The sequence below is a fragment of the Ensifer sp. Root558 genome (assembly GCF_001427045.1).
In the GTDB taxonomy this organism is placed as follows: domain Bacteria; phylum Pseudomonadota; class Alphaproteobacteria; order Rhizobiales; family Rhizobiaceae; genus Ensifer; species Ensifer adhaerens.
Map to the genome: position 1 here is coordinate 19325 of NZ_LMGC01000019.1, position 21684 is coordinate 41008.

The 21684-nt window shown below is 59.7% G+C and carries 20 protein-coding genes; 6 read left to right on the forward strand and 14 right to left on the reverse strand.

What is annotated here, in order from left to right:
- Positions 1-82: 82 nt before the first annotated feature.
- Positions 83-778 (forward strand): FadR/GntR family transcriptional regulator, encoded by a 696-nt coding sequence (locus tag ASD63_RS19210; protein ID WP_244497266.1) that lies wholly within the window; start codon positions 83-85, stop codon positions 776-778.
- A 133-nt stretch (positions 779-911) separates the two neighbouring features.
- Here the strand turns inward: ASD63_RS19210 and ASD63_RS19215 are convergent, their stop codons facing one another.
- Positions 912-1826 (reverse strand): LysR family transcriptional regulator, encoded by a 915-nt coding sequence (locus tag ASD63_RS19215; RefSeq protein ID WP_034798776.1) that lies wholly within the window; start codon positions 1824-1826, stop codon positions 912-914.
- Between the two features lie 128 nt (positions 1827-1954).
- Between ASD63_RS19215 and ASD63_RS19220 the strand changes: the two genes are divergently transcribed.
- The 3 genes from ASD63_RS19220 to ASD63_RS19230 are packed head-to-tail and all read left to right on the forward strand — an operon-like array spanning position 1955 to position 5628.
- The gene (locus ASD63_RS19220) at positions 1955-3253 is read left to right on the forward strand and encodes an MFS transporter (RefSeq protein ID WP_060529754.1); all 1299 of its coding nucleotides are present in this window, start codon (positions 1955-1957) and stop codon (positions 3251-3253) included.
- Positions 3254-3274: 21 nt separating this feature from the next.
- Entirely contained in the window at positions 3275-4363 is a 1089-nt protein-coding gene (locus ASD63_RS19225; protein ID WP_034798686.1) for a tartrate dehydrogenase, read from the forward strand.
- Entirely contained in the window at positions 4360-5628 is a 1269-nt protein-coding gene (locus ASD63_RS19230; RefSeq protein WP_060529755.1) for a glycerate kinase, read from the forward strand. The genes ASD63_RS19225 and ASD63_RS19230 overlap by 4 nt, the downstream gene beginning before the upstream one ends.
- Before the next feature lie 310 nt (positions 5629-5938).
- Here ASD63_RS19230 and ASD63_RS19235 read toward each other — a convergent pair whose 3' ends face one another.
- The 6 genes from ASD63_RS19235 to ASD63_RS19260 all read right to left on the reverse strand — a co-directional run bounded on the left by ASD63_RS19235 (position 5939) and on the right by ASD63_RS19260 (position 12177).
- Positions 5939-7012 (reverse strand): ABC transporter ATP-binding protein, encoded by a 1074-nt coding sequence (locus ASD63_RS19235; RefSeq protein WP_034798682.1) that lies wholly within the window; start codon positions 7010-7012, stop codon positions 5939-5941.
- On the reverse strand, positions 7009-7836 hold the full coding sequence (locus ASD63_RS19240) for a carbohydrate ABC transporter permease (RefSeq protein WP_034798680.1): 828 nt from the start codon (positions 7834-7836) through the stop codon (positions 7009-7011). The genes ASD63_RS19235 and ASD63_RS19240 overlap by 4 nt, the downstream gene beginning before the upstream one ends.
- Positions 7833-8735 carry a sugar ABC transporter permease gene (locus tag ASD63_RS19245; RefSeq protein WP_060529756.1) on the reverse strand — a complete coding sequence of 301 codons (903 nt, stop codon included), beginning with the start codon at positions 8733-8735 and terminating at the stop codon, positions 7833-7835. The genes ASD63_RS19240 and ASD63_RS19245 overlap by 4 nt, the downstream gene beginning before the upstream one ends.
- Positions 8736-8937: 202 nt before the next feature.
- The gene (locus tag ASD63_RS19250; protein ID WP_034798675.1) at positions 8938-10170 is read right to left on the reverse strand and encodes a sugar ABC transporter substrate-binding protein; all 1233 of its coding nucleotides are present in this window, start codon (positions 10168-10170) and stop codon (positions 8938-8940) included.
- Positions 10171-10229: 59 nt separating this feature from the next.
- The gene (locus ASD63_RS19255; RefSeq protein ID WP_060529757.1) at positions 10230-11132 is read right to left on the reverse strand and encodes a sugar phosphate isomerase/epimerase; all 903 of its coding nucleotides are present in this window, start codon (positions 11130-11132) and stop codon (positions 10230-10232) included.
- Positions 11133-11142: 10 nt separating this feature from the next.
- Positions 11143-12177 carry a Gfo/Idh/MocA family oxidoreductase gene (locus tag ASD63_RS19260; RefSeq protein WP_082566432.1) on the reverse strand — a complete coding sequence of 345 codons (1035 nt, stop codon included), beginning with the start codon at positions 12175-12177 and terminating at the stop codon, positions 11143-11145.
- Between the two features lie 137 nt (positions 12178-12314).
- On the opposite strand from ASD63_RS19260, the gene ASD63_RS19265 reads away from it, so the two are divergent.
- Positions 12315-13331, forward strand: coding sequence for a LacI family DNA-binding transcriptional regulator (locus ASD63_RS19265; protein WP_060516773.1), 1017 nt, complete (start codon positions 12315-12317; stop codon positions 13329-13331).
- Here ASD63_RS19265 and ASD63_RS19270 read toward each other — a convergent pair.
- The 6 genes from ASD63_RS19270 to ASD63_RS19295 form a co-directional block, all read right to left on the reverse strand.
- Positions 13268-14428, reverse strand: a complete 1161-nt coding sequence (locus ASD63_RS19270; RefSeq protein WP_051659455.1) for a glycoside hydrolase family 88 protein — start codon at positions 14426-14428, stop codon at positions 13268-13270. The genes ASD63_RS19265 and ASD63_RS19270 overlap by 64 nt on opposite strands.
- Positions 14429-14436: 8 nt before the next feature.
- Positions 14437-15990, reverse strand: coding sequence for a glycoside hydrolase family 28 protein (locus tag ASD63_RS19275; protein WP_060529758.1), 1554 nt, complete (start codon positions 15988-15990; stop codon positions 14437-14439).
- Positions 15991-16065: 75 nt separating this feature from the next.
- Positions 16066-17331 carry an ABC transporter substrate-binding protein gene (locus ASD63_RS19280; RefSeq protein ID WP_060529759.1) on the reverse strand — a complete coding sequence of 422 codons (1266 nt, stop codon included), beginning with the start codon at positions 17329-17331 and terminating at the stop codon, positions 16066-16068.
- A gap of 39 nt (positions 17332-17370) precedes the next feature.
- Positions 17371-18465, reverse strand: a complete 1095-nt coding sequence (ugpC, locus tag ASD63_RS19285; RefSeq protein WP_034798661.1) for a sn-glycerol-3-phosphate ABC transporter ATP-binding protein UgpC — start codon at positions 18463-18465, stop codon at positions 17371-17373.
- 2 nt (positions 18466-18467) lie between these two features.
- Positions 18468-19352 (reverse strand): carbohydrate ABC transporter permease, encoded by an 885-nt coding sequence (locus ASD63_RS19290; RefSeq protein WP_060529760.1) that lies wholly within the window; start codon positions 19350-19352, stop codon positions 18468-18470.
- A gap of 4 nt (positions 19353-19356) precedes the next feature.
- Positions 19357-20238: a sugar ABC transporter permease gene (locus tag ASD63_RS19295; protein ID WP_034798656.1), complete on the reverse strand. Its 882-nt coding sequence runs from the start codon at positions 20236-20238 to the stop codon at positions 19357-19359.
- Between the two features lie 213 nt (positions 20239-20451).
- Between ASD63_RS19295 and ASD63_RS19300 the strand changes: the two genes are divergently transcribed.
- Positions 20452-21372 carry an AraC family transcriptional regulator gene (locus tag ASD63_RS19300; RefSeq protein WP_060529761.1) on the forward strand — a complete coding sequence of 307 codons (921 nt, stop codon included), beginning with the start codon at positions 20452-20454 and terminating at the stop codon, positions 21370-21372.
- Between the two features lie 123 nt (positions 21373-21495).
- Here the strand turns inward: ASD63_RS19300 and ASD63_RS19305 are convergent.
- Positions 21496-21684: enolase C-terminal domain-like protein (locus ASD63_RS19305; protein WP_348272617.1), on the reverse strand; the 189-nt coding region annotated here is incomplete at its 5' end.

Here is a 21684-nt window from a genome sequence, read left to right on the forward strand (position 1 = left end):
TGAACAGCGACCAGAAAAACTCTCCGCAGGCTCGGGTACCGCGGAGGCGGCGCGTGCGACCCGACGGCTCGACGCGCCGCGCATGTCAGGGCCGAGCGTTCATATGTCGCTTGCCGAAGATATCGGGCTCAGGATCGTGCGTGGCGACTATCCTCCGGGAACGATCCTGCCGAACGAGGCCCAGTGGACGGAAATCTTCAATGTAAGCCGAACCGCTGTCAGGGAGGCGATCAAGATATTGATGGCCAAGGGGCTACTCGCATCGCGTCCAAAAATCGGCAGTTGGGTGGAGCCGAAGGAGCGTTGGAACCTGCTCGACCGCGACGTCCTGAGTTGGTACGCACACTCGCCGGATCGGATCCAGTTCCTCAAGACCGTACAGGAATTTCGTCACATCATCGAACCGGAAGCCACCGCCCTTGCAACGATCCGCCGCAGCGAAGAACAGATGGCCGAAATCAGCGAGGCGCTGAGAGACGTGGGGCAAGCGACAACGCTGCAGGCTCGCACCCAAGCTGACACGCGGTTCCACCTCGCGATCCTGCGCGCTTCCGGAAATGACCTCCTCATTCCGCTCGGGACGTTGATCGAATCCGCACTCAACCACCTTTTCCTGCTGGTAACCCGGAACGACAGCACCCTCGTCCATGCCCTTAGGCTCCATGAGAACATCGAGAAAAGCATTCGGCTTCAACGCCCGAACGCGGCCCGTAACGCCGTAAGGCGACTTTTAGCGAACACCGATGCACTCATTGCGCATTCAGAGCGCAACATGTGAGCTCAGGGCGCGCCGCACGTCGTCGTGAACAAACTGCTGCTGAGAACTACCCATGCGGTGGACCGGCTAAGGCCCCCCGCGCAGCGTCAGGCCGAGGATCGCGATCGTGACAGCCTTTTACGGCTCGTGGCGTTCACGCAAATTCCGCGTATCGCGCGACATTGTGCTGCAACAACGCGAGCATCGTGTCGCGCAACGGATCTCGCACCGCTTTCATCCAGGCGGCTGAGAGGGGTAGTCGATGCATCGGCGATCCCGATGGATGAGCGAGCGGGATGTAGCTCACACCTGACACAGCAAGTTTCGAGGTCCAGCGTGGAACGATGGCGGACCCGATTCCGGCGGCAACCAGATTGATTATCGTCTGCTTTTCATCGGCTATTTGTGCGACGCGGGGACGCATGTCAAAGTCCGCGAACAATCCCATTGTGAGGTCATGACTGTGCGGTCGCGAGCGGCGTTCTGGCACGATCAATGGCTCTTCCGCCAGATCCTGGACGGTAATTTCAGACCGTCCAGCAAGAGCACTCCCCATTGGTACCGCAACAACTGCCGTTTCATGAAACAGCAACTGCACATTCAGAGTGCGGCTGATCCCATCGCGAGGACGGATCAAAACAAGGTCGAGGCGCCCGGCCAGCAGTTTCGGAATAAGCCGGACAGACTTGTCTTCAATGATCTGGGTGATGACATCAGGCGCCGCCTCCCGAAAATCCTGCAAGAGCAACGGTAAGAGACCGGCGGCAGCACTATCGATCGCGCCGATGCGCAGTATGGCGGACGGCCTGTGTCGGGCTGCACGAAATTTTTCGGCAACTTCGTCAAGCCGCCCCAGGAGCGGCCGCACTTCTTGCAAAAGCGACACGCCGTCATCGGTCAGGCTCACGCTTCGGGTTGTTCTACTCAACAACTGCGTTCGCAAAGATTCTTCCAGTAACCGGATGTGCCGGCCGAGCGAAGCAGGCAGCATGCCCGTCTTCTGGGCAGCTCTTCCAAAGTGCAGTTCTTCGGCGACCGCGACAAAACACCTGAGCTGTTCGAGTTCCACCCCCACGCCCTCCATTATATCAATAAATTATATAATTGCATGAACCTTCATGCGCAGGAAGGGAGAAACTAACCTTCTCGACAAGCGCGAGAGGACGCGCCGGGTTCGAACATAGGGAGGAGCTTGTTTTGACGAGCGACCGGGAGACGCGCGTATTGCGCAAAATCACATGGCGCATCGTGCCATTCATCATGGTTCTCTACCTGATCGCGTTCATCGATCGCGTGAACATCGGCTTCGCGTCTTTGACGATGAACCAGGACCTTGGATTTTCATCGACCGTCTTGGGCGTGGGCGCGGGCATCTTTTTTCTCGGCTACTTTCTTTTCGAGGTGCCGTCGAACCTCATTCTCCACAAAGTCGGCGCCCGCATCTGGATTGCCCGGGTGATGATTACTTGGGGCCTGGTATCGGGCGCGATGGCGCTGGTCCAAGGCACGACGAGCTTCTACACCCTGCGCTTCTTGCTGGGCGTGGCCGAAGCTGGGTTCTTCCCAGGCATCATTCTTTATCTGAGCTATTGGTTTCCTGCGCGTCGCCGAGCGGCTGTCACCGCGATGTTTATGGCAGCTGCTCCGCTTGCAACAGCCATCGGGTCGCCTATTTCTGGCGCCCTTCTCGAGATGCATGGCATCTGGGGCCTGGCCGGCTGGCAGTGGATGTTCATCATCGAAGCTGTTCCGGCGGTAATCTTCGGTGTCGTCGTATTGTTTTTCCTGACGGACCGACCGGAAAAGGCAAAGTGGCTTACCGACGACGAGCGTGCTTGGCTTGTGAAGACCATGGAGCAGGAACAGGCCGGCAAGGTGAAGGCAAGCCACGGCATCTGGGCAGGGCTCGCTGATGTAAGGGTCCTTGCACTTTCGCTCATCTACTTTGGCACGTCAGCAGGTCTCTACACGCTCGGAATCTGGGCACCACAGATCATCAAGAGCTTTGGCCTTTCGTCTTTCCACGTTGGTTTGATCAATTCCATTCCAGCTGTTTTTGCTGTGATCGGCATGATTGTCTGGGCACGCCATTCCGACAGGACCGGCGAACGCACTTGGCACGTTGTCGGTGCCTGTCTGCTGGCTGCCGCGGGCCTTGTCTTTGCAACCGGTGCGACGACTGTGTTTGCCGTGATGATCGCCCTGACGCTTGTGAACATCGGGATCAGCGCCTCCAAGCCGCCGCTGTGGAGCATGCCGACGATGTTCCTCTCAGGCCCGGCCGCAGCCGCTGGTATCGCCACCATCAATTCATTGGGCAACCTCGGCGGCTTCGTCGGCCCCTCGATGATCGGCTGGATCAAGGACACGACAGGGAGTTTTGCCGGTGGTCTCTACTTCGTCGCGGCACTGCTCGTGATTTCGGCAGTGGTCACTCTGATCCTTGCTCGCGGGGCCTCCCGCGAGGCCACTCGGACGGCTTCCATTCAACATTGAAATCCAGATTGGAGAACAACAATGCGCGAATACAAAATTGCAGCGATACCGGCCGACGGAATTGGCCCGGAAGTGATCGCAGCGGGTCTTCAGGTCCTTGAGGCGCTGGAGAAGCGTAGCGGCGACTTCAAGATCCACTCCGAAACCTTTGACTGGGGCTCGGATTACTACAAAAAACATGGCGTCATGATGCCGGCCGATGGTTTGGAGACACTCAAGAAGTTCGACGCAATCTACTTTGGTGCGGTTGGTGCGCCGGATGTCCCCGATCACATCACGCTCTGGGGCCTGCGTCTTCCAATCTGCCAGGGCTTTGACCAGTATGCCAACGTCCGACCGACCAAGATACTCCCAGGAATTACTCCGCCGCTGCGCAACTGCGGGCCAGGCGACCTGGACTGGGTCATCGTTCGAGAAAATTCCGAAGGCGAATACTCGGGCCACGGCGGTCGCGCCCACAAGGGGCTGCCGGAGGAAGTTGGCACCGAGGTTGCCATCTTCACACGCGTCGGCGTTACCCGCATTATGCGCTACGCCTTCAAACTCGCCCAGTCGCGGCCGCGCAAGCTCTTGACCGTCGTCACCAAGTCGAACGCGCAGCGGCATGGCATGGTCATGTGGGACGAGATCGCTGCCGAAGTTTCGAAGGAATTCCCGGATGTGACCTGGGACAAGATGCTAGTCGACGCGATGACGGTGCGCATGACCCTGAGGCCGGAAAGTCTTGACACCATTGTAGCGACCAACCTGCATGCCGACATCCTGTCGGATCTCGCCGGCGCCCTTGCTGGTTCCCTCGGCGTCGCACCGACTGCCAATATCGACCCGGAGCGTCGCTTCCCATCAATGTTCGAGCCGATTCACGGCTCAGCTTTCGACATCACCGGCAAGGGCATCGCCAACCCCATCGCCACCTTCTGGACGGCCGCCCAGATGCTCGAACATCTCGGAGAAAAAGACGCTGCGACAAGACTGATGACGGCTGTCGAACGCGTCACCGAGGCAGGCATCCTCACCCCTGATGTCGGCGGCACCGCCACCACACAGCAGGTGACCGATGCCGTTTGCGAGGCGATCGCCGGCTCAAACATCCTCGTTGCTGCCGAATGACCTTTAGCGATACATCCGCCCGCGATGCGCTGCGTCAAATGTTCGACGCAGCGGTCACCAGCGCGGATCCGGTTAGAGTGGTGTCAAACCACCTGCCCGATCCGCCCAAGGGCCGCTGCATCGTGATCGGAGCCGGAAAGGCTTCGGCTGCGATGGCGGCGGCACTCGACGCCGCATGGAGCGACGTTGAACTTTCCGGACTAGTCGTGACGAGGTATGGCCATGCAGTTCCTGCCGGGCGCATCGAAATCGTCGAAGCGGCCCATCCGGCCCCCGACGCGATGAGCGTTGAGGCGGCGACACGTATCCTTGAGAAGGTCCGCGACCTTGGGCCGGACGATCTGGTCATTGCCCTGATTTCAGGCGGCGGTTCCGCTTTGCTGGTTGCTCCAGCCGGCAACATGACGTTGGCTGACAAGAAGGAGGTCAACCGGATGCTGCTTGCCAGCGGTGCGACGATCTCGGAGATGAACACCGTTCGAAAGCAGCTTTCAAACATAAAAGGCGGACGGCTCGCGCAGGCAGCATATCCTGCAAGGGTCGTCACGCTCGTGATCTCCGACGTGCCGGGCGACAACTCTTCCGAAATTGCCTCGGGACCCACTGTCTCCAACGAGACGGGCGTTGTCGAGGCTCGCGAAATCGTCGCGCGCTACAAACTCGCTCTTCCACCGGAAGCGATCGCCGTTCTCGACGGTGGCGGCTCCGCGGCGGCGAGCGCCCCGATTAACGCAGAAACGCGGCTGATAGCCTCACCGTCCACAGCCCTGCATGCGGCGGCACAAGTTGCGCAATCTCACGGGATCCGCCCCTTGATCCTTGGCGATGCGCTTGAGGGAGAAGCGAGAGAAGTCGGTACAGTCTTTGCCGGCATCGCGCTCTCCGCGCGCGACAAGGGCTTACCGGTTGCGGGACCAGCCGTGCTCCTGTCGGGCGGAGAAACGTCCGTGTCCTTGCCGAAAGGCTCGACCGGACGTGGCGGCCGCAACACCGAATTCCTGCTGAGCCTTGCGATTGGCTTGAGTGGTGCAAATTCGATCTGGGCAATTGCCGGAGACACAGACGGTATCGACGGTCTCGAGGACGCTGCGGGTGCTTTCGTCACTCCTGACACCCTTACCCGTCTGCAGCAAGTCGGCATTGCTCCGCGCACCGCGCTTTCACAACATGACAGCTACACCGCATTCAAGGCGATTGGCGACCTTGTCGTCACCGGGCCAACACTCACAAACGTCAATGACATACGCGCAATCCTGATCGGATAGAAATCATGCTCCCACGCAGCAACCGCAAGGCCAAGATCGTTGCGACGGTCGGGCCGGCTTCAAATTCGCCCGAAACGCTCAAATCGTTGTTCCTCACCGGCGTCGGACGGACCTTCAAACTGTCATCGTCAGCGGATTCCCGTTCGCGACTGAAGGCAGCACGAATAATCTCCGTGTCGCTCAGATCGGGAAAGCATGATCCTCGAAGCGGGTCGAGCCACCGCTGAGAACCGACGAGTTGGCCGGGAACGCGCAGCCGAGGCGTCGGCAGGCTCCTTTTTTGGCGGTGCGCGCCTGGATAGTTCGGGCTTCAATCGGCAAGGCGGCGCTGGGTATCGGCATCGAAAAGATGCATGCTGCCGGGAGCAAAGCTCAGTCCGACCCGGTCGCCTGCTCTTGCGACCGATCGGCCATTGAAGACCACCGACAGCTCGGGCGTGGTTGCCATTGTCAGAAAGCACGTCGCACCGGTCGATTCGATCATTGCCACTGGTGCTGAGAGAATGCCCTCATCGGCTGCCGCAAGTTCGATATGCTCCGGACGCAAGCCGACGCTCAAGGCCTGTCCTGGCTGCACCGTCCGGTTAAGGGCGATCGTTTGTTTGGTACCGACATCGAGGATGATCGAGCGTCCGTCCGGACCGCCGACCGCGGGCAGGAAATTCATGGCAGGAGATCCAATGAAGCCGGCCACGAACTTGTTAGCCGGCCGGTCATAAAGCTCAAGCGGACTGCCCTGTTGTTCGATGACGCCGTCACGCATGATGACGACATGGTCCGCCATTGTCATCGCTTCCACCTGATCGTGCGTGACATAGACCGACGTGGCGCCCAGCCGATCGTGCAGCGCGCGGATTTCTTTGCGCATATGAACGCGAAGTGCGGCATCAAGATTGGAGAGCGGCTCGTCGAACAGGAACGCCTTTGGGTGCCGGATAATCGCCCGGCTCATCGCTACGCGTTGCCGCTGACCCCCGGAAAGCTCGCGCGGGTAGCGCGCCAGGAGATGCGTGAGCCCGGTGACGGCGGCAACTTCATGTGCCGCCTTCTTGCGTTCGGCCTTGGCAACGCCCCTGATGCGTAGGCTATAAGTCAGGTTTTCCTCAACCGTCATGTGCGGATAGAGCGCGTAGGACTGGAACACCATCGCCACATCGCGCTTGCGCGGCGGCACTGCATTCATCACCTCGCCAGCGATCTTGAGCGTACCGGACGATATGCTCTCCAGGCCCGCCAGAGACCGCAACAACGTCGACTTCCCGCAACCTGACGGACCGACGAGAGCTGTAAAGCTGCCTTTGCGGATCGAAAGCTCGATGTCCTTCAGCGCATGGTAGGCACCATAATACTTGTTGACGTTCCTTAGTTCGATCTGGGCATTCATTTGAGCGCTCCCGAGGTAAGACCAGAGACGATGCGGCGTTGCAGGAGGACGAAAATGGCGAGGATCGGCGTCACGTAGATCGCCGCGTAGGCCATGATATTGTTCCATTCATTGGTGTTTGGCCCCATGAAGGAGTTCAACCCCACGCTTGCCGGTTGCAGCTCGACGGCCTGGATCATCGATTTCGAATAGACGAACTCGCCAAAGGCCTGCATGAAAATCAGGATCGCACTGACGAGGATGCCGTTGCGTGCGAGCGGCAGGACGATATTGAAGAATGCGCCGACCCTGGAGTTGCCGTCGACAAGGGCTGCTTCCTCCAGTTCCTGTGGCACGCTCATGAAGGTCGCGCGCACCAGGACGACGAAGAACGGCATGCTCTTGGCCGCAATCGCCAGGATGACGGCAAGCCGCGGATAGTTGAGCAACCCAACTTGCGAAAAGCCCACGAAAATCGGCGTCACCATCAGCGACGCCGGAAGGACCTGCAACATGAGGATGAGGAAGAGCCCGATATCGATCCAGATGTTGCGATAGCGCGCCAGCACGTAGGCGCAGCCAACACCAAGCACGGTGATGACGCTGACCGCTCCGCAGGCGATGACCAAGGAGTTCCATATGTACCGGCCCATGTTCCGGCTCTGCCACACGTTGCCGAAGATTTGCCACTGGGGATCGCTCGGCCAGAAGGTCGGCGGAGTGGCAAACATCTCCGACCCCGATTTGATCGTGGTGATGTACATCCAGTAGAGTGGGAACAGATAAAGGCCGGCGAGAATGATCGCGATTGCGAGAAGCAGGCGATCCCGGGATACGTTGCTCATCCGCGCACCTCATGCCGTGTCGAACGCACGTAGACGACAGAAGCGATCATCACAAAGACGATCATGATCACCGAGATCGTCGCGCCCTTGGCGAAATCGTACTGCCGGAAAGACAGATCCCAGGCCCAGTATTGCGTGACGTTGGAGGCATTGTTCGGCCCTCCGGAGGTGATCGAGGCAAAAAGATCGAACTGCTGCAGCGTGAAAATGAGCCCGAGCGCGATGATGGCCCCTATGGACGAGCGCATCATCGGCAGCGTGATCGTCCAGAAGCGTTGCCAGACATTGGCACCATCCAATTCGGACGCCTCATAAAGGTCCCGCGGAATGGCCGACAGACCGACGGACATCAGGATCATGTTGAAGGAGGTACCGAGCCAGATATTCGCGATGATGACGGCCCAGAGCGAGTAACCGGGATCCGAGCGCCAGAAGATATTGCTGTCGATGAGGCCTGTTTCCCGCAGCATGAAGTTGAGCACGCCAAAATCGCCCGACAGGATCCAATTCCAGATCGCGCCAACCACGAGGCCAGGCATCACCCAGGAAACCAGAAACAGACCCCGCACCCACGAGGCGCCTGGAAAATTTGTCCAAAAGAACAGCGCCAGTCCAAAGCCGACGAGGAACTGACCGGCGATCGAGGCGACGACGAAAGTCGCGGTATTGGCCAGGATCGGCCAGGTTTCCGGCTGGGCAAAGAGATCGCGGTAGTTCCTGAGACCGACGAACGGGCGCCAGAAGCTGCCGAGGCTGAACATGTCCACCTCCTGGAAGCTCATGGCGATGTTGTAGAGCAGTGGCAGGCCGGACAGGGTTAGCAGGAAGGCGAGCGGCAGGCTCACGAGGCCGATATCGAAGCCGCGGCCGTCGATGATGCTGGATAGAAGGCGTTTCATGAGCTCCTCCGCCGCCAAGGCCTCAGCGCATTTGGGCTGACGCAGCTTGGCCTGCAAACTAGACAACCAGAACCACGCCGGCATAGCCGGCATGGTTTTTGCGGGTTTCCGTCCCAGCGCCTCAATGCGATCGAGCGCTTGCGGAAGGCGGCCCGGCTCTCCGGTTCAGGCGGGATGCCTCTTGGCCGCCTTGGCCAAGACTTTAGCCCAGGACTGCCTTTATCTTTTCAGCAGCCTGGTCGAGTGCTTCCTTCGAGCTCATCTGTCCCGTCAACGCTGCCTGGATTGCATCCTGGATTGCCTTTGAGATCTTCGGCCATTCCGGGTGCGGGCCGCGCGGCTTTGCGTATTTCAACTGCTCATTGAAGACCTTAAGGGCCGCGTCCTTGAGCGGCACGCCAGTCTCCGGAATAGCGATGTCGGAACGGGCGGGAAGCTGGCCGAAGTCCTTGAACATGCGATCGTCCTGCGAGACGAAGTACTCGAGCACCTTGAACGCTTCGGCAGGGTGTTGCGTGTTGGAGAATATCGCCCAGTTGAAATCGCCCATGGCCGATGAACGCTCCGCACCGAGCTCAGGCACGGGCAACAGAGCGACACCCCAGTCGAACTTCGCCTCCTTGACCATCCGGTCGAGCTCCCACGGACCGGAGATGACCATGGCGGCGTTGCCGGAGTTGAAGGTACCGGTCGAATCCCACTGTCCGCGGGTGAGCGTGTCCGGCGACGCCAGCTTCTCCGTAATGATGGTCTTCCAGATGTCGAGCGCCTTGACGGCGCCATCCGAATTGATGTGCTCGTAGCCACCACCGGCCATTTGGGCCCAGGGGAGAAACTGGAAGGTCCCCTCCTCGTTCGCCTTAGCTGAAAACGCGATCCCATAAACGTTGGCCGCAGGGTCCGTCAGCTTGCGAGCCGCATCGACGAGTTCGTCCCAGGTTTGCGGCGGCTTGGAAGGATCGAGGCCCTTCGTCTTGAACATGTCCTTGTTGTAGTAGAGCGCAATCGTGTTCGTGGCCTTGGGAAGACCGTAATTCTTGCCATCCCACATGGTGGAGGCGAGCGGGCCAGGGAAATAGGTCGACGTCTTGACCACCGTCGACTTGGCGATCATATCGGTGAGATCGAGGAACGCGCCGCGCGACGAAAAAAGCGCATGCTCAGGATTGTCGATAGCGATGATGTCGGGTGCCTGCCCGGTCGAATAGGCGCGCATCGCCTCGCTGACGACGTCGTCAAACTGGATCTGGCGGTACTCCACCTTGATGCCAGTGTTCAGCTTGTTGAAGTCCGAAATCAAGTTCGGTGCGGGTTGAATATCGCGATCGAGCGACCAGACGCTGATCGTGACATCCTCCGCCTTGGCGGTGAGGCCGAATAGAGAGACACCTGCAAGGGCGAGCGCGCCCAGGATTGCGGATCCGCGGATAGCCATTTTCTCCTCCTTTGATTTTCCCCGAGCCGGCATCCTCCATGCCGGCCAACATGCACGTCTCAGACCGGATCGATGACGAAGTCGCCGCCCCGGCACGTTTTAAGGTAATTCAGGCCGTGAACCTGGCCGGTCATCTCCAGATCATCGCGATAGACCGGGTCATGCCAGCCTTCGATATCGATCGAGCCGGACCAACCAGCCAGCCGAAGTTCGGAGATCACGTCGGTCCAGTTCGTGTCGCCAAAGCCGGGCGTACGCATGAAGACGAATTTCTCTTTGCCGAAGATCCCGTGTTCACGGATGACGTCCCAGCGGATGGTCGCGTCCTTGCCGTGCACGTGGAAGATCTTGCTTGCCCATTTGCGGATCTGCGGCAGCGGATCGATCAGATAGACCATTTGATGGCATGGCTCCCATTCGAGCCCGATGTGGTCGTCTGGCGTCTCGTTGAAGATCAGTTCCCAGGCATCCGGATTATGCGCGATGTTCCAATCGCCGGTATGCCAGTTGCCGTCCATGGCACAGTTCTCGAATGCAATCCTCACGCCCTTGTCGGCGGCACGTTTCGACAGCTCGGACCAGATTTTCCTGTAACGCGGCAGGCTGTCGGTCAAAGGCTTGCCGCGAAGGCGGCCGGTGAACCCGGCAACGCAGGTCGCGCCGAAGTGGTGGGCATTGTCGATGCAGTCTCGCCAGCCCTGCAAGGTCTCTTCGTCGATCGCGGTCGTCTCCAACGGATTGCCGAACATGCCGATCGTGGAGATGGTGATGTCACGATCGCCGACCGCCGCCACGCAACGCCTGCCGAGGTCGGCGAGGTCCTGGCCATTCGTCGTTTGCCAGAAGAAGGGCTCGAAACTCTCGAAGCCCATGCCCGCGATCTGGGCGATACGCCTGTCGGCACCGCCCTTCGTGGCAGAGATCATCGTGCCAATACGGATGGATTTGCTTGGGTTGATCAAAATAGGCTCCCTAGGCTGCAATGGTGACGCGTTTGCCATCCCGCGCGCTGTCGATCGCGCCGAAGACCATGGCAAGGCTCTTGATGTTGTCGCTGCCGTCGGTTTCCGGCACAGCTCCCGCGTCGATCGCGCGGATGAAATTCTCGATCACGCTGGCATGCCCGTTCGTATCGGCGAGATCTTCGGTATCGGGCACCGCAACCGGTTCAACGGTGCGCATGAAGCCCTCCTGACCCGTAACGACTTTGGCGTCAAAGCGATCGCCGCCATCCCAAAGCAAGGTGCCCTTCGAACCGGTGATGCGCCACGCGCTCTCCCAACTGGTGTTGGCACCCTCAGCGCACCAGGAACCGCGATAGGTGAAGGCGACATTGTCGGAGAACTCGAAGATCGCATTGGCGGCCGCGCCATGGCGATACCAGGAGCCCTTGGGATTGTATTCGTGGCAATAGACCGCGAGCGGGTCCTTGCCCGACATGAAGCGCGCTGCATCGAAGGTGTGGATGGCCATGTCGAGCAGCAAGACATTGTCCATCTGCTCGCGAAATCCTCCGAAATGCGGGCCGAGGAAGAAGTCGCAATGCAACGCCGTCAGCTCACCGAGAACGAGCGACTCGATGAGGCGACGTATGCGCCGAACACCGCTGATGAAGCGACGGTTTTGAACGATCGCATGGATCCGCGAGGCCGCTGCAGCAAGTCGACGCAATTCGCGTGCCTCGCCGAGCGAGGCGGCCATGGGCTTCTCACTCAAAACGTGGCAACCATGCGCAAGTCCGGCGGCCACCACCGCACGACGTGCGGCCGGAACGACGATGTCGAACAAAAGATCTGCGCGGCTCTCGCGAAGCACGGTCGGCAGGTCCGTTCCGATAACGATGCCGCCAAGGTTAAATTCGGTAGCGAGCGCCTCAGCAGTCGCCTGGTCGAGATCGACGAGGCCAACAATCTCGACTTTCACGCGAAGAAGTTCGCTCTCCGTCAGCGCCCTCAGCCAGCCTTTGGCCATAGCTCCGCACCCGCACAAAACGGCCCTGTATCGCACGTGATTTCCTCCAAGAAACGGAAGCAGCAACTCCTCAATTGGCTTCCGTAAACGTTTACGATACTATGCGGCAAAGGTTTTTTATGTCAAGAGGTGTGAAAATGACCAGTCGCGGGTCTGGGGAGGAACGCGGAAAAATGAAGGGGATTCGCGAGCTTGCCGAACACCTCGATATCTCGATCGGGACAGTATCCCGGGCGCTGAACGGTAAGCCCGACGTCAACGAAGAGACCAGAAAAAGGGTGCTCGAAGCAGCCGAGTCCCTTGGTTATGTCGCCAACCAATCGGGCCGTGCGCTCCGCAAGGGCGCGACCGGCGTCATCGGCTTCATGATGCAGACCGGCTCCGAAATCACCGGCCAGGGTGACACATTCTTCATGAGCGTCTTCGACGGTGTCCAGACCGTCTTTGCTCGTCACAAGCTCGACCTCGTCGCCCTGCTCTGCTCCTCTGAGGAGGACCCGAACGACTACTTGAAGCGCGTTGTCGCGCGCGGTTTTGCCGACGGCATCATCCTTTCGGCAACAAGGCGACACGATGCCCGCTTCGAGCTGTTGTCCAAACGCAAGATCCCGTTCATCACGCTCGGACGTAGCCTGACAGATGTCGGTCAACCCTGGCTTGATCTGGATTTCGAGGGCATGGCTGAGGCATCGATCGATCGGCTGGTTGCGCACGGCCACAAGCAAATAGCGATCACGCGGCCGCATGACGACATGAACCTGGGCTATGTGTTTGAAGATCAGTGCCGCGCGACCCTGGCCCGACATGGGCTTCACCTCGACGAGCGTCATGTGTTCCGCTCAACCCCGAACGAAGCGGGAGGGTATCAAATCGCCCGGGAACTGAGTGCGCTTGAGACCCGTCCGACGGCGATTGTGCTCATCAACGAAGCAATCACTGTCGGCCTTTATCGCGGACTGGTGGAAGCCAGCATAAAGCCCGGACGGGACATGGCGATCATCGGTCGTCAAAGTCCGCATTCGCAATTCCTGTCGCCCCGATTGACGGCTTTCAGCCTGTCCCTACGCGATCTTGGCATAGCACTTGCCGAATCCCTGCTTGGTACGATGCCGGCTTTTGCCGACATTTACCCGGTGAGATCTGCGCGGTTCCTCTGGCCCATGACGCTCGTCCCGGGTGAGAGCGACTGATCGACACGTTTGCTGACACTTTCGGCGAAGGCCATCATCAGCGGACCGACGCCCTTGGGATCGTCGCTCACCAGCCGTTCTGCGAGGTAGTAGCCGGGCGTACCGTCCCTGTACGTGCCTTCGAAGCCTCCGAGACCTGCAACGCAGACGATCGTCGTCAGCCTGGTTATGCCCTGGGCGTCGGCAATGAGCCGCATAGAGAGCAGAGCGTCGAGTGCGCGGCGGCCGGCCGCGATTGTCTCTGACGCTCGATCAGGTTCGACGAGCCCAAGGCGTGCGGCGCGGATCAGCGCATAGGCAAACATGGCGGAGGCCGAGCTTTCCTCGTAGTTGCCTTCGAGGTTTGGTGCGTCAAGCACCTGCATCCAGAGGCCAGACGATGTCTGCCGCGCCATGAGTTCCCCCAAAAGCTGGCGTGCCCTCAGCCGATGAGGACCGGAGATTTCGTCATCAGGTAGAAGCGCCAGCGCATCCACGAGCGCCATCGCCAGCCAGCCAACAGCGCGTGCCCACACGGCAGGCGATTTGCCTGTCTCCGGATCGGACCACAGTTGTTTTCGACTGTCGTCGTAACCATGAACATAGAGGCCGGCCGGGGTCGCCGTTAGCGAAAGCGCCGTCGAAAATTGCCGAAGGGCGTCAGTAACAAGCGCCGGCCTATCCGTGGCCAGCGCATATTCGATTTGAAACGGCAGGCCCATATAGAGCCCATCGAGCCAGACCTGGTGTGGGTAGCGCTTCTTGTGCCAGTAGTTGCCCTGGGGGATGCGCGGATGGCTTTCGAGTTGACCAGCCAGATGTTCTGCCGCCGCGAGATAGCGGGCGTCGCCGGTATCCCTGGCCAAGGCAAAGAGCGATCGTCCGGCGAGAATGTGGTCGATATTGTATTCTGTGGGATCGTAGCCGAGGAGTGAGCCATCGGGCCCGATTTGCCGATCGGCCAGCCGGTGAAGATGGTCCATCCAACGTTTCTCGCCCGTCGCCTGAAACAGCAGCTGAAGGCCTCGGTAGAGGCAGCCGTCTTCGTAACACCAGCTCCCGCCCTTGTAGGGACTGTAGCGATGCGCGAACTGGTCGAAATAGTCGGTCGGGTTCATGGGATCTCTCACTCGAAGTGCGTTGATATCGCGGCGGTGCTCAGGAGCGCCGGCTCGTCGCAATCGACGTCCGCTTGTTCCGAGACGATCGTTTCATGCCGCATCGGTCGGATCCCGTCGGCCATGACAGGAGGAGCGGCTGTGGCCTCGTAGTTGAAGGAGACGATCTTGAGCCGACGAATTTTGATGTTGCGGATTGGGGCCTCCGGCAGGCCAAGGAAGGTACCGGCGACATGGGCCAACTTCCGGATCTCGACATCCTCGATCGTGACGCCGTCGATGACAGGCGTGCCCACATCGACTGGAGCCGGCTGGCGGGATTGCACCCAGGCGTCGTGGCCGTCGGCATCGCAATGGTAGTGTGCGTTGGCAGAAAGCGCGGTCTCGACGCCGTCCATAAGAACGCTGCGCATAGCGATATCGGTGATCGCTCCACCACGCCCGCGCCGCGTCTTAAGGCGCAGGCCGCGATCTGTACCGACCATGGCGCAATTCTCGATCGAAACGTCGTGCACGCCACCAGACATTTCCGAACCAATGACGAGCCCCCCGTGGCCACGCTCCATCAAGCAGTGGCTCACCCGCACGCCACGCGTTTCGCTCAGATGGTCATCCTCACCATTTGGGCCGCGTTTGCCGGCCTTCACGGCGATGCAATCATCCCCGACGGAAAAGCGCACGCCGGTGATTGTCACGTCGCGACAACTTTCAGGATTGAAGCCATCGGTATTTGGGCTGTCGAACGGAGCGGAAATGAATAGTCCTGCCGCCGTCAATTGCCTGCAGCCCTGCGGGTGGATCGTCCAGGAGGGCGCATTGCGGATGGCAAAGCCAAGGAGCTGCACATTTGAGCAGGAAACGAGATGAAGGCCGCGCGGGCGGCGTGCACCGTCACGCGTTTCTTTCGGCCAGGTCCACCAGTCGCCCCTATCACCGGAACCGTCGAGCGTGCCCTGCCCCTCGATTGTCAACTCTTTCACGCCAACGGCATGGAGCGGAGCTGCGAAACAGTCGGCCGGAAGGCCTTCCCAGCTCCCCAACATCCGGCCGGACGCGTCACGGGCGGGCAGGATGGGCCATCCGCGCCGCACCGACGGCGCTCGCAAGACCGCCCCTTGGGAAAGGTGGAAAGTCATGTGGCTCTTGAGTTTGACCGGAAATGCCGTCCAGACCCCAGCCGGCACCCTCAACGTACCGCCCACCGGAACCGCAGCAACGGCCTCTCTCAAAGCAGCCGCATTCCGGCGGGCACCGTCGAAATCCTCGGGAAGAACATCAAGGACAAGACCAAACTCGGCAGCGTCGACGAGCCCCGCGCAGGACGGGGTGTCAAACTCGACCGCTTCAAACCCTTCCGCTTCGAAGCGGTAACGTGTGCGAGGTTGAAGCTCGTGCAGCAGAGGCACAGCAAGGGAGGTCTCTCCCTGCCGCATCTGATTGTCCCCGTCGGACGAGGAAAGGCGCCACTTCGCTGTCGCCGGCAGGTGGTATAGCGCTCCGCGTGCCGACAGGCAAAGCGCCGCCGTTCGCGCCGACAGCGCGATGATGGATGGTCGGGTCATAATCTCTCTCGTGTAGGCTTCCCGCAGGGCGCAGGGACGCCCGCCGCGACAAGCAACGGCGGGCAGTCTCAGCGATCAGTCAAACTTGGCGAGAACGTCGTTCACCGTATCGATGATCTGTTCTGCCGCCTCCTTGGCATCGAGCTGCCCGTAGGCGTATTCCTCGAGCGTATCGATGAAGGCGGCGCGGATCTCTGGGTGTTCATTGAACGGCGAAACCGTCGGCCCGCCGGCGGCCAGCACAATGGCATTGGCGGCGCGCACCTCGGGCTCGCCCTTTTCACCAAGGCGAGTGGCAGCGGCCTTCGACGCCGGCAGGCCGCGAGAGGTACCGAGTGCATCGATCCCCTCCGGCTCGTTCAACAGGCAGTTGACGATTTGCGCCGCAGCCGCTGGGTCCTTCGAATTCTTCGAGATCGAGAACACCATGGAGGGCTTGCGATAGACGCCGTCCGTTACCGCATCAGCAAGCTTGAGCATCGGCACGGGCGTCAACACCTGACCGTCCTTCAACGGATCGGCATACTTGGAATAGGTCGAATCCCATTCATAGGAACCGGCGACCTTCCCCTCGGCCCAAGAGGGTTTCTCGAACAGATTGACGTTGCCGTCGGCGGCCTCTTCCTTCTGGGAGCGAATGGCGCCGGTCTCGACCAGCTTGCCGAGGAAGGAAATGCCTTCAGCCAGCTCCTCAGGTGTCCAGGCGACACGGTTGGTCTCAGGATCGACGAGATCCTTTCCGGTCTTCTGGACGACGGCCAATGTCGTTAGAAGTTGCGCGGTCTCCTTGACGGCGTTGAAGGTGTAATAGTCCTTGCCAAGCTTCTCCTTAATAGTTGCCGTCGTAGCGAAGAACTCTTCCCAGGTTTTCGGGATAGGCACCCCGGCCTTCTCGAAGGTCGTGGCATTGAAGAAGAAGACGCGGCCGGTGGTCGAGACGGAAAGCCCCTGCAAGACGCCGTTCATTGAGCCCGCCGCGAGATCGGCTTCGCTCCAGTTGGAAAGATCGATCGCCTGGAGCGTCCGCAGGTCCGCAAAACCGTCACCATTTTTCGAAAACAGCGGCAGCCACGGCCAATTGACCTGCACGATATCGGCCTCGGTCTTGCCGGCCATTTGGGTCGTTAACTTTTCGAGGTAGCCGTCAAAACCAGTGAACTCGCCTTTGACGGTATGGCCATATTTTTCACCGCAAGCTGCGATCGCCTTCTGGGTGGCAACGTGGCGGCTCTCGCCGCCCCACCACGCCATGCGTAGCTCAGCGGCGTGCGCTGCCGTGGCGAGCGCGAGAGCGCCATATGCAACGCTGGCGAGCGCAGCGATCTTTACTGTCATTCTCATTGGTTTCTCCTCCTTGAAATTGAACGACGCATCGCCTCCTCAAAGCGACACGTTGCGGCCATCGGTCTTGTCGAAAACATGAAGCTTTCTGGGGTCCGGGCGCAGCCGGATCAGATCGGAGCGGCCAAGAGCCTCGAATTCGGCGGCGCCCACTACACTCACCAGCTTTCGACCCTCGAGATCGGCGTGAAGGTAGACTTCATGGCCCATGAACTCGGCATTCGTGAGTTTCGCTGTGAACGCAGGGCCGTCGGTGGCGAGTGAGAGGTGCTGCGGGCGCATGCCGAGCACCGCCTCTGCCGGCCTCGCCGAGAGCCTTGCTTGAAGGTTGGAGCCGAGCGGCAGGCGCTGGGTCCCGATCGAAAGATGCCCGTCGACAAGTTCGGCATCGACAAGGTTCATCTCGGGGCTGCCGATGAAGCCAGCGACAAAAAGGTTCGCCGGGCGATTGTAGAGCTCCTTCGGCGCGGCAACCTGCATGATGTGGCCCGCCTGCATGACGCAGATGCGGTCGCCCATCGTCATCGCCTCGGTCTGGTCGTGTGTCACGTAAATGACCGTTGAGGATAAGCCTTCGGCCTTGAGCTGGCGGTGCAGGTCGGTGATGCGGACACGCATCGAGGCACGCAGCTTGGCGTCGAGGTTGGACAGCGGCTCGTCGAACAGGAAGACGCCGGGCTTCTTGATCAATGCACGCCCAAGCGCCACGCGCTGGGCCTGGCCGCCGGAGAGCTGCTTCGGCAACCGATCGAGCAACGGCTCGATTTCAAGGATCTTGGCTACGTGAGCGATAGCCGCGTCGATCTCCGCCTTCGGCTTGCCGGCAATCTTCAACCCGAAGGCCAGATTGCCGCGCACTTTCATGTGCGGGTAGAGTGCATAGTTCTGGAACACCATTGCGATGGAGCGTTTGCCGGGCGGCAGGTCGTTAACCCGCTGGTCGCCGATTACGACCTCGCCTCCCGAAATCTCCTCGAGCCCCGCGACCATGCGCAATGTGGTGGACTTGGCGCAGCCAGAGGGACCGACGAAGACCATGAACTCGCCATCCTCGATATCGAGATTGATCCCGTGCACGGCCTTGAATGCGTTGCCATAGACCTTTTCGAGGTTCTTCAATTGGACCTTAGCCATGTTCAGCCTTTGACTCCCCCAGAGGAGATCCCTTCAATGAAGTACCGTTGCGCAGCGAAGAAGACGACCAAGGCAGGCGTGATCGTCAGCACCGACATTGCGAGAATGCGGTTCCATTCGAAGGCTTCGGTGGTGTCGATGGAAAGTTTGAGCGCGAGGCTCACGGGATATTTGTCGACCGATGACAGGTAAATCAGCGGTCCCAGGAAGTCGTTCATGGTCCACATGAACTGAAACAGGCAGACAGAGATCAGCGCCGGCGCGAGCATCGGCACGACGATGTAGACCAGCGTCTGGAGACTGTTTGCGCCGTCAACACGAGCGGCCTCTTCCATATCCGCCGGAAGCGAGCGCAGGAACTGCACCAGCATGAAGACGAAGAAGGCATCGCCCGCAAAGGCGGAAGGTACCCAGAGCGGCAGGAACGTGTCGAGCCAGCCGAGATCGCGAAAGAGAATATACTGCGGAATACGGGTTACAACATTTGGCAGAAGCAGGATGGCAATGACCGAACCGAAGAGGATCTTCTTCAGCGGAAAGTCGAACCTTGCGAAGGCGTAGGCCGCCATCGTGCATGAGATCGCCGTACCGATGACCTTCGGCAGAATGATCAGGAAGGAATTCCAGAAGAACCGGCCGAAAGTATAGGGCGTCGACGTCTGCCAGCCCTTTACATAGCCGTCAGCCGTCGGATTTGCCGGCATGAAACCAGCACCAGAAAAGATCTCCGAATTGGTCTTGAAACTCGCGCCTACCAGCCAGATCAGCGGGTAGAGCATGACGAACCCAACGGAAAACAGAAGCGCATAGCGAACCGCCGTGGAGATCAGGCGGACCCTTGCCCTGCGTGCAGCCACGCGATCGTTGAGAGCTTGAAACTCGGTCATCTCGTCAGCTCCTCTTGTCGCCGGCGTAATAGACCCACTTCTTGGAGGACCAGAAGGCAACAAGGGTCAGCACAGTGATGATGGCGAAGAGCACCCAGGCGATAGACGAGGCGTAGCCCATGTTGAACTTCTTGAAAGCCTCGTCATAAATGTAGAGCGGCAGCAGATAGGTCGCCTTGAGTGGACCGCCCTGGGTGATGATGTAAGGGCCGTTAAACTCCTGGAACGCCTGAACCATCTGCATGATCAAGTTGAAGAAAATAACCGGCGTTAGCAGCGGTAGGGTGATCCAGAAGAAGGTGCGCACTTTGCCGGCGCCGTCGATGGCGGCCGCTTCATAAAGTGACTTGTCGATCGATTGAAGGGCGGCAAGAAAGATCACCATGGCCGAGCCGAACTGCCAGCAGCGCAGCAGCGTGATGGTGAAAAGCGCATTCACGGGATCGCCGAACCAATCGACGGGCGCGATACCAAGGGTCGAAAGCGCCATGTTCGCAAGGCCCTGCGAAGCGAAGACATAACGCCACAAAACGGCAATCGCGATCGACCCCCCAAGGATTGAAGGCACATAGAACGCCGTTCGAAAAAGACCGATGAATTTCAACCTGTGATTTAGAATTGCAGCGATGAAGAGCGCAAAGGCGAGCTTCAAAGGCACGGTAATGAACACGTAAAGCAGCGTTACGTTCAGCGACTTGATGAAAGTCCGGTCGCGGGTAAACAGCCGCTCGTAGTTGGCGACACCTGTCCAGCGCGGCTCGCTCATCAAGTCGTAGCTCGTGAAGCTGAGATAGAATGAGCCGATGAACGGAATGGCCGTGAAGATCAAGAGGCCGATAATGTAGGGCGCCAGATAGCCAAGCCCTAAAAGACGATGCCCTTTCATGCCGCCCCTCCCGGACGGCACTGCAGAGCGGCCATTTTAGATACGGTTTCGTACAAATTACGCTCCCGGAACGGCGCAGACAGGCGCAGGCTGTAGCCTCCTTCCCGTCCGCTGACCGATCTCCTCCCAGTTCGATGCGGTGCGTGCATGCATTTCTGCGATGACATTCACGTATTTTTGTCACAGAATGAATTCACAAAGGCGAGGAAAAAGATGGACGAAATTGAAGGTGGAATTCTCTCAGCTATTCCACCGGCGGCGCTGACGCTTAATCTGACCCGCGCTGCTATCCGGATGGAGCATTCGCAGACTTGGCGCATCGACAAGTCGAACCCGGTCGACGACCTCGTCATCTGCCTTGAAGGGCGCGGCCACTATCTGGTCGACGGCGAGCCACGCGTGATGGAGCGGGGTGATGCCATGCTGATTTCGCGCGGCCAGCGCTTCATCGGATGGAGCGAGGGACCGGAGACGTATCTTGGCCTCGCCCAGCATTTCACCCTTGATATTTACGGCCGCCACAACCTGGTCGAGCAGATGGATTTGGTGCCGAAGTTGAGACTGGCGCGGTGGGGGTTGCTTGAGCCGTTGGCGCGCCACTATCGTCAAGGCGCGCCGCCCTCTTCCGTGACGCTTGGCCAGCACCACCTGTTCATGGTTCTGTTGATCGCTTTCATCGAGGATGCGTTCATCGGGTGGCGAGACCATGCCACCTACCAGCCCGAGGGGGCAGACGCGATCGATCTCGCTGTCATGAAGGCCGCAACGATGATCTCCGCCAACCCGCTCGACCCGGATATTGCGACGAAAGCGGTTGAGGCATCACCCTACAATCGCGATTATTTCCTGCGGGAATTCCAAAAGCGCGTGGCGCGCACGCCGCGCAAGTACCAGGAACTGAAACGCATGGAGCGGGCGATGCACTTTCTCGAAGCAGGGCTTTCGGTTTCCTCTGCGGCCGCGGAAGTCGGCTATCCCGACCCCTACTACTTCTCACGCATGTTCAAGCGAACTCTGGGTCTCAGTCCACGCGATCACATGAAAAGGGTTCGCCAAAGCCGAGATGGCGGCCTCATGCACCTCGACGAGCGCGAACAGGCCCTGGTACTTGCCGACGGGCTTGCGGGCGACTAGCTCGAAGTGTGTTGGCGCTAAGCCGGACAGACAAGCAACCATGTGTCTCGCCGCGATGATGTGGGAGAACATACCCGGCAATTTCGGAAATGGCCCTGGTCGGCACGCGTGTCAACAACACTTTCATGTCTCGGGCATCTTGAACCTGGCGAGCGCGTCACGATCGATCTCGATGCCAAGGCCGGGCGCATCGGGGATGGCAACGACACCGTCGACCGCCTCGATCGGCGCCTTCAGCACCGCCTGCCGGAACGGGTTTTCCGTCCGGTCGAACTCCAGGATCGGTTCGATCGGGTTGACCCGCACCGGATC

Coding starts and splice junctions, on each gene's coding strand:
- ASD63_RS19210 (WP_244497266.1), top strand. CDS start 83: ATGTCAGGGCCGAGCGTTCATATGTCGCTTGCCGAAGATATCGGGCTC.
- ASD63_RS19225 (WP_034798686.1), top strand. CDS start 3,275: ATGCGCGAATACAAAATTGCAGCGATACCGGCCGACGGAATTGGCCCG.
- ASD63_RS19230 (WP_060529755.1), top strand. CDS start 4,360: ATGACCTTTAGCGATACATCCGCCCGCGATGCGCTGCGTCAAATGTTC.
- ASD63_RS19235 (WP_034798682.1), bottom strand. CDS start 7,012: ATGAATGCCCAGATCGAACTAAGGAACGTCAACAAGTATTATGGTGCC.
- ASD63_RS19240 (WP_034798680.1), bottom strand. CDS start 7,836: ATGAGCAACGTATCCCGGGATCGCCTGCTTCTCGCAATCGCGATCATT.
- ASD63_RS19245 (WP_060529756.1), bottom strand. CDS start 8,735: ATGAAACGCCTTCTATCCAGCATCATCGACGGCCGCGGCTTCGATATC.
- ASD63_RS19250 (WP_034798675.1), bottom strand. CDS start 10,170: ATGGCTATCCGCGGATCCGCAATCCTGGGCGCGCTCGCCCTTGCAGGT.
- ASD63_RS19265 (WP_060516773.1), top strand. CDS start 12,315: ATGAAGGGGATTCGCGAGCTTGCCGAACACCTCGATATCTCGATCGGG.
- ASD63_RS19270 (WP_051659455.1), bottom strand. CDS start 14,428: ATGAACCCGACCGACTATTTCGACCAGTTCGCGCATCGCTACAGTCCC.
- ASD63_RS19275 (WP_060529758.1), bottom strand. CDS start 15,990: ATGACCCGACCATCCATCATCGCGCTGTCGGCGCGAACGGCGGCGCTT.
- ASD63_RS19280 (WP_060529759.1), bottom strand. CDS start 17,331: ATGAGAATGACAGTAAAGATCGCTGCGCTCGCCAGCGTTGCATATGGC.
- ugpC (WP_034798661.1), bottom strand. CDS start 18,465: ATGGCTAAGGTCCAATTGAAGAACCTCGAAAAGGTCTATGGCAACGCA.
- ASD63_RS19290 (WP_060529760.1), bottom strand. CDS start 19,352: ATGACCGAGTTTCAAGCTCTCAACGATCGCGTGGCTGCACGCAGGGCA.
- ASD63_RS19295 (WP_034798656.1), bottom strand. CDS start 20,238: ATGAAAGGGCATCGTCTTTTAGGGCTTGGCTATCTGGCGCCCTACATT.
- ASD63_RS19300 (WP_060529761.1), top strand. CDS start 20,452: ATGGACGAAATTGAAGGTGGAATTCTCTCAGCTATTCCACCGGCGGCG.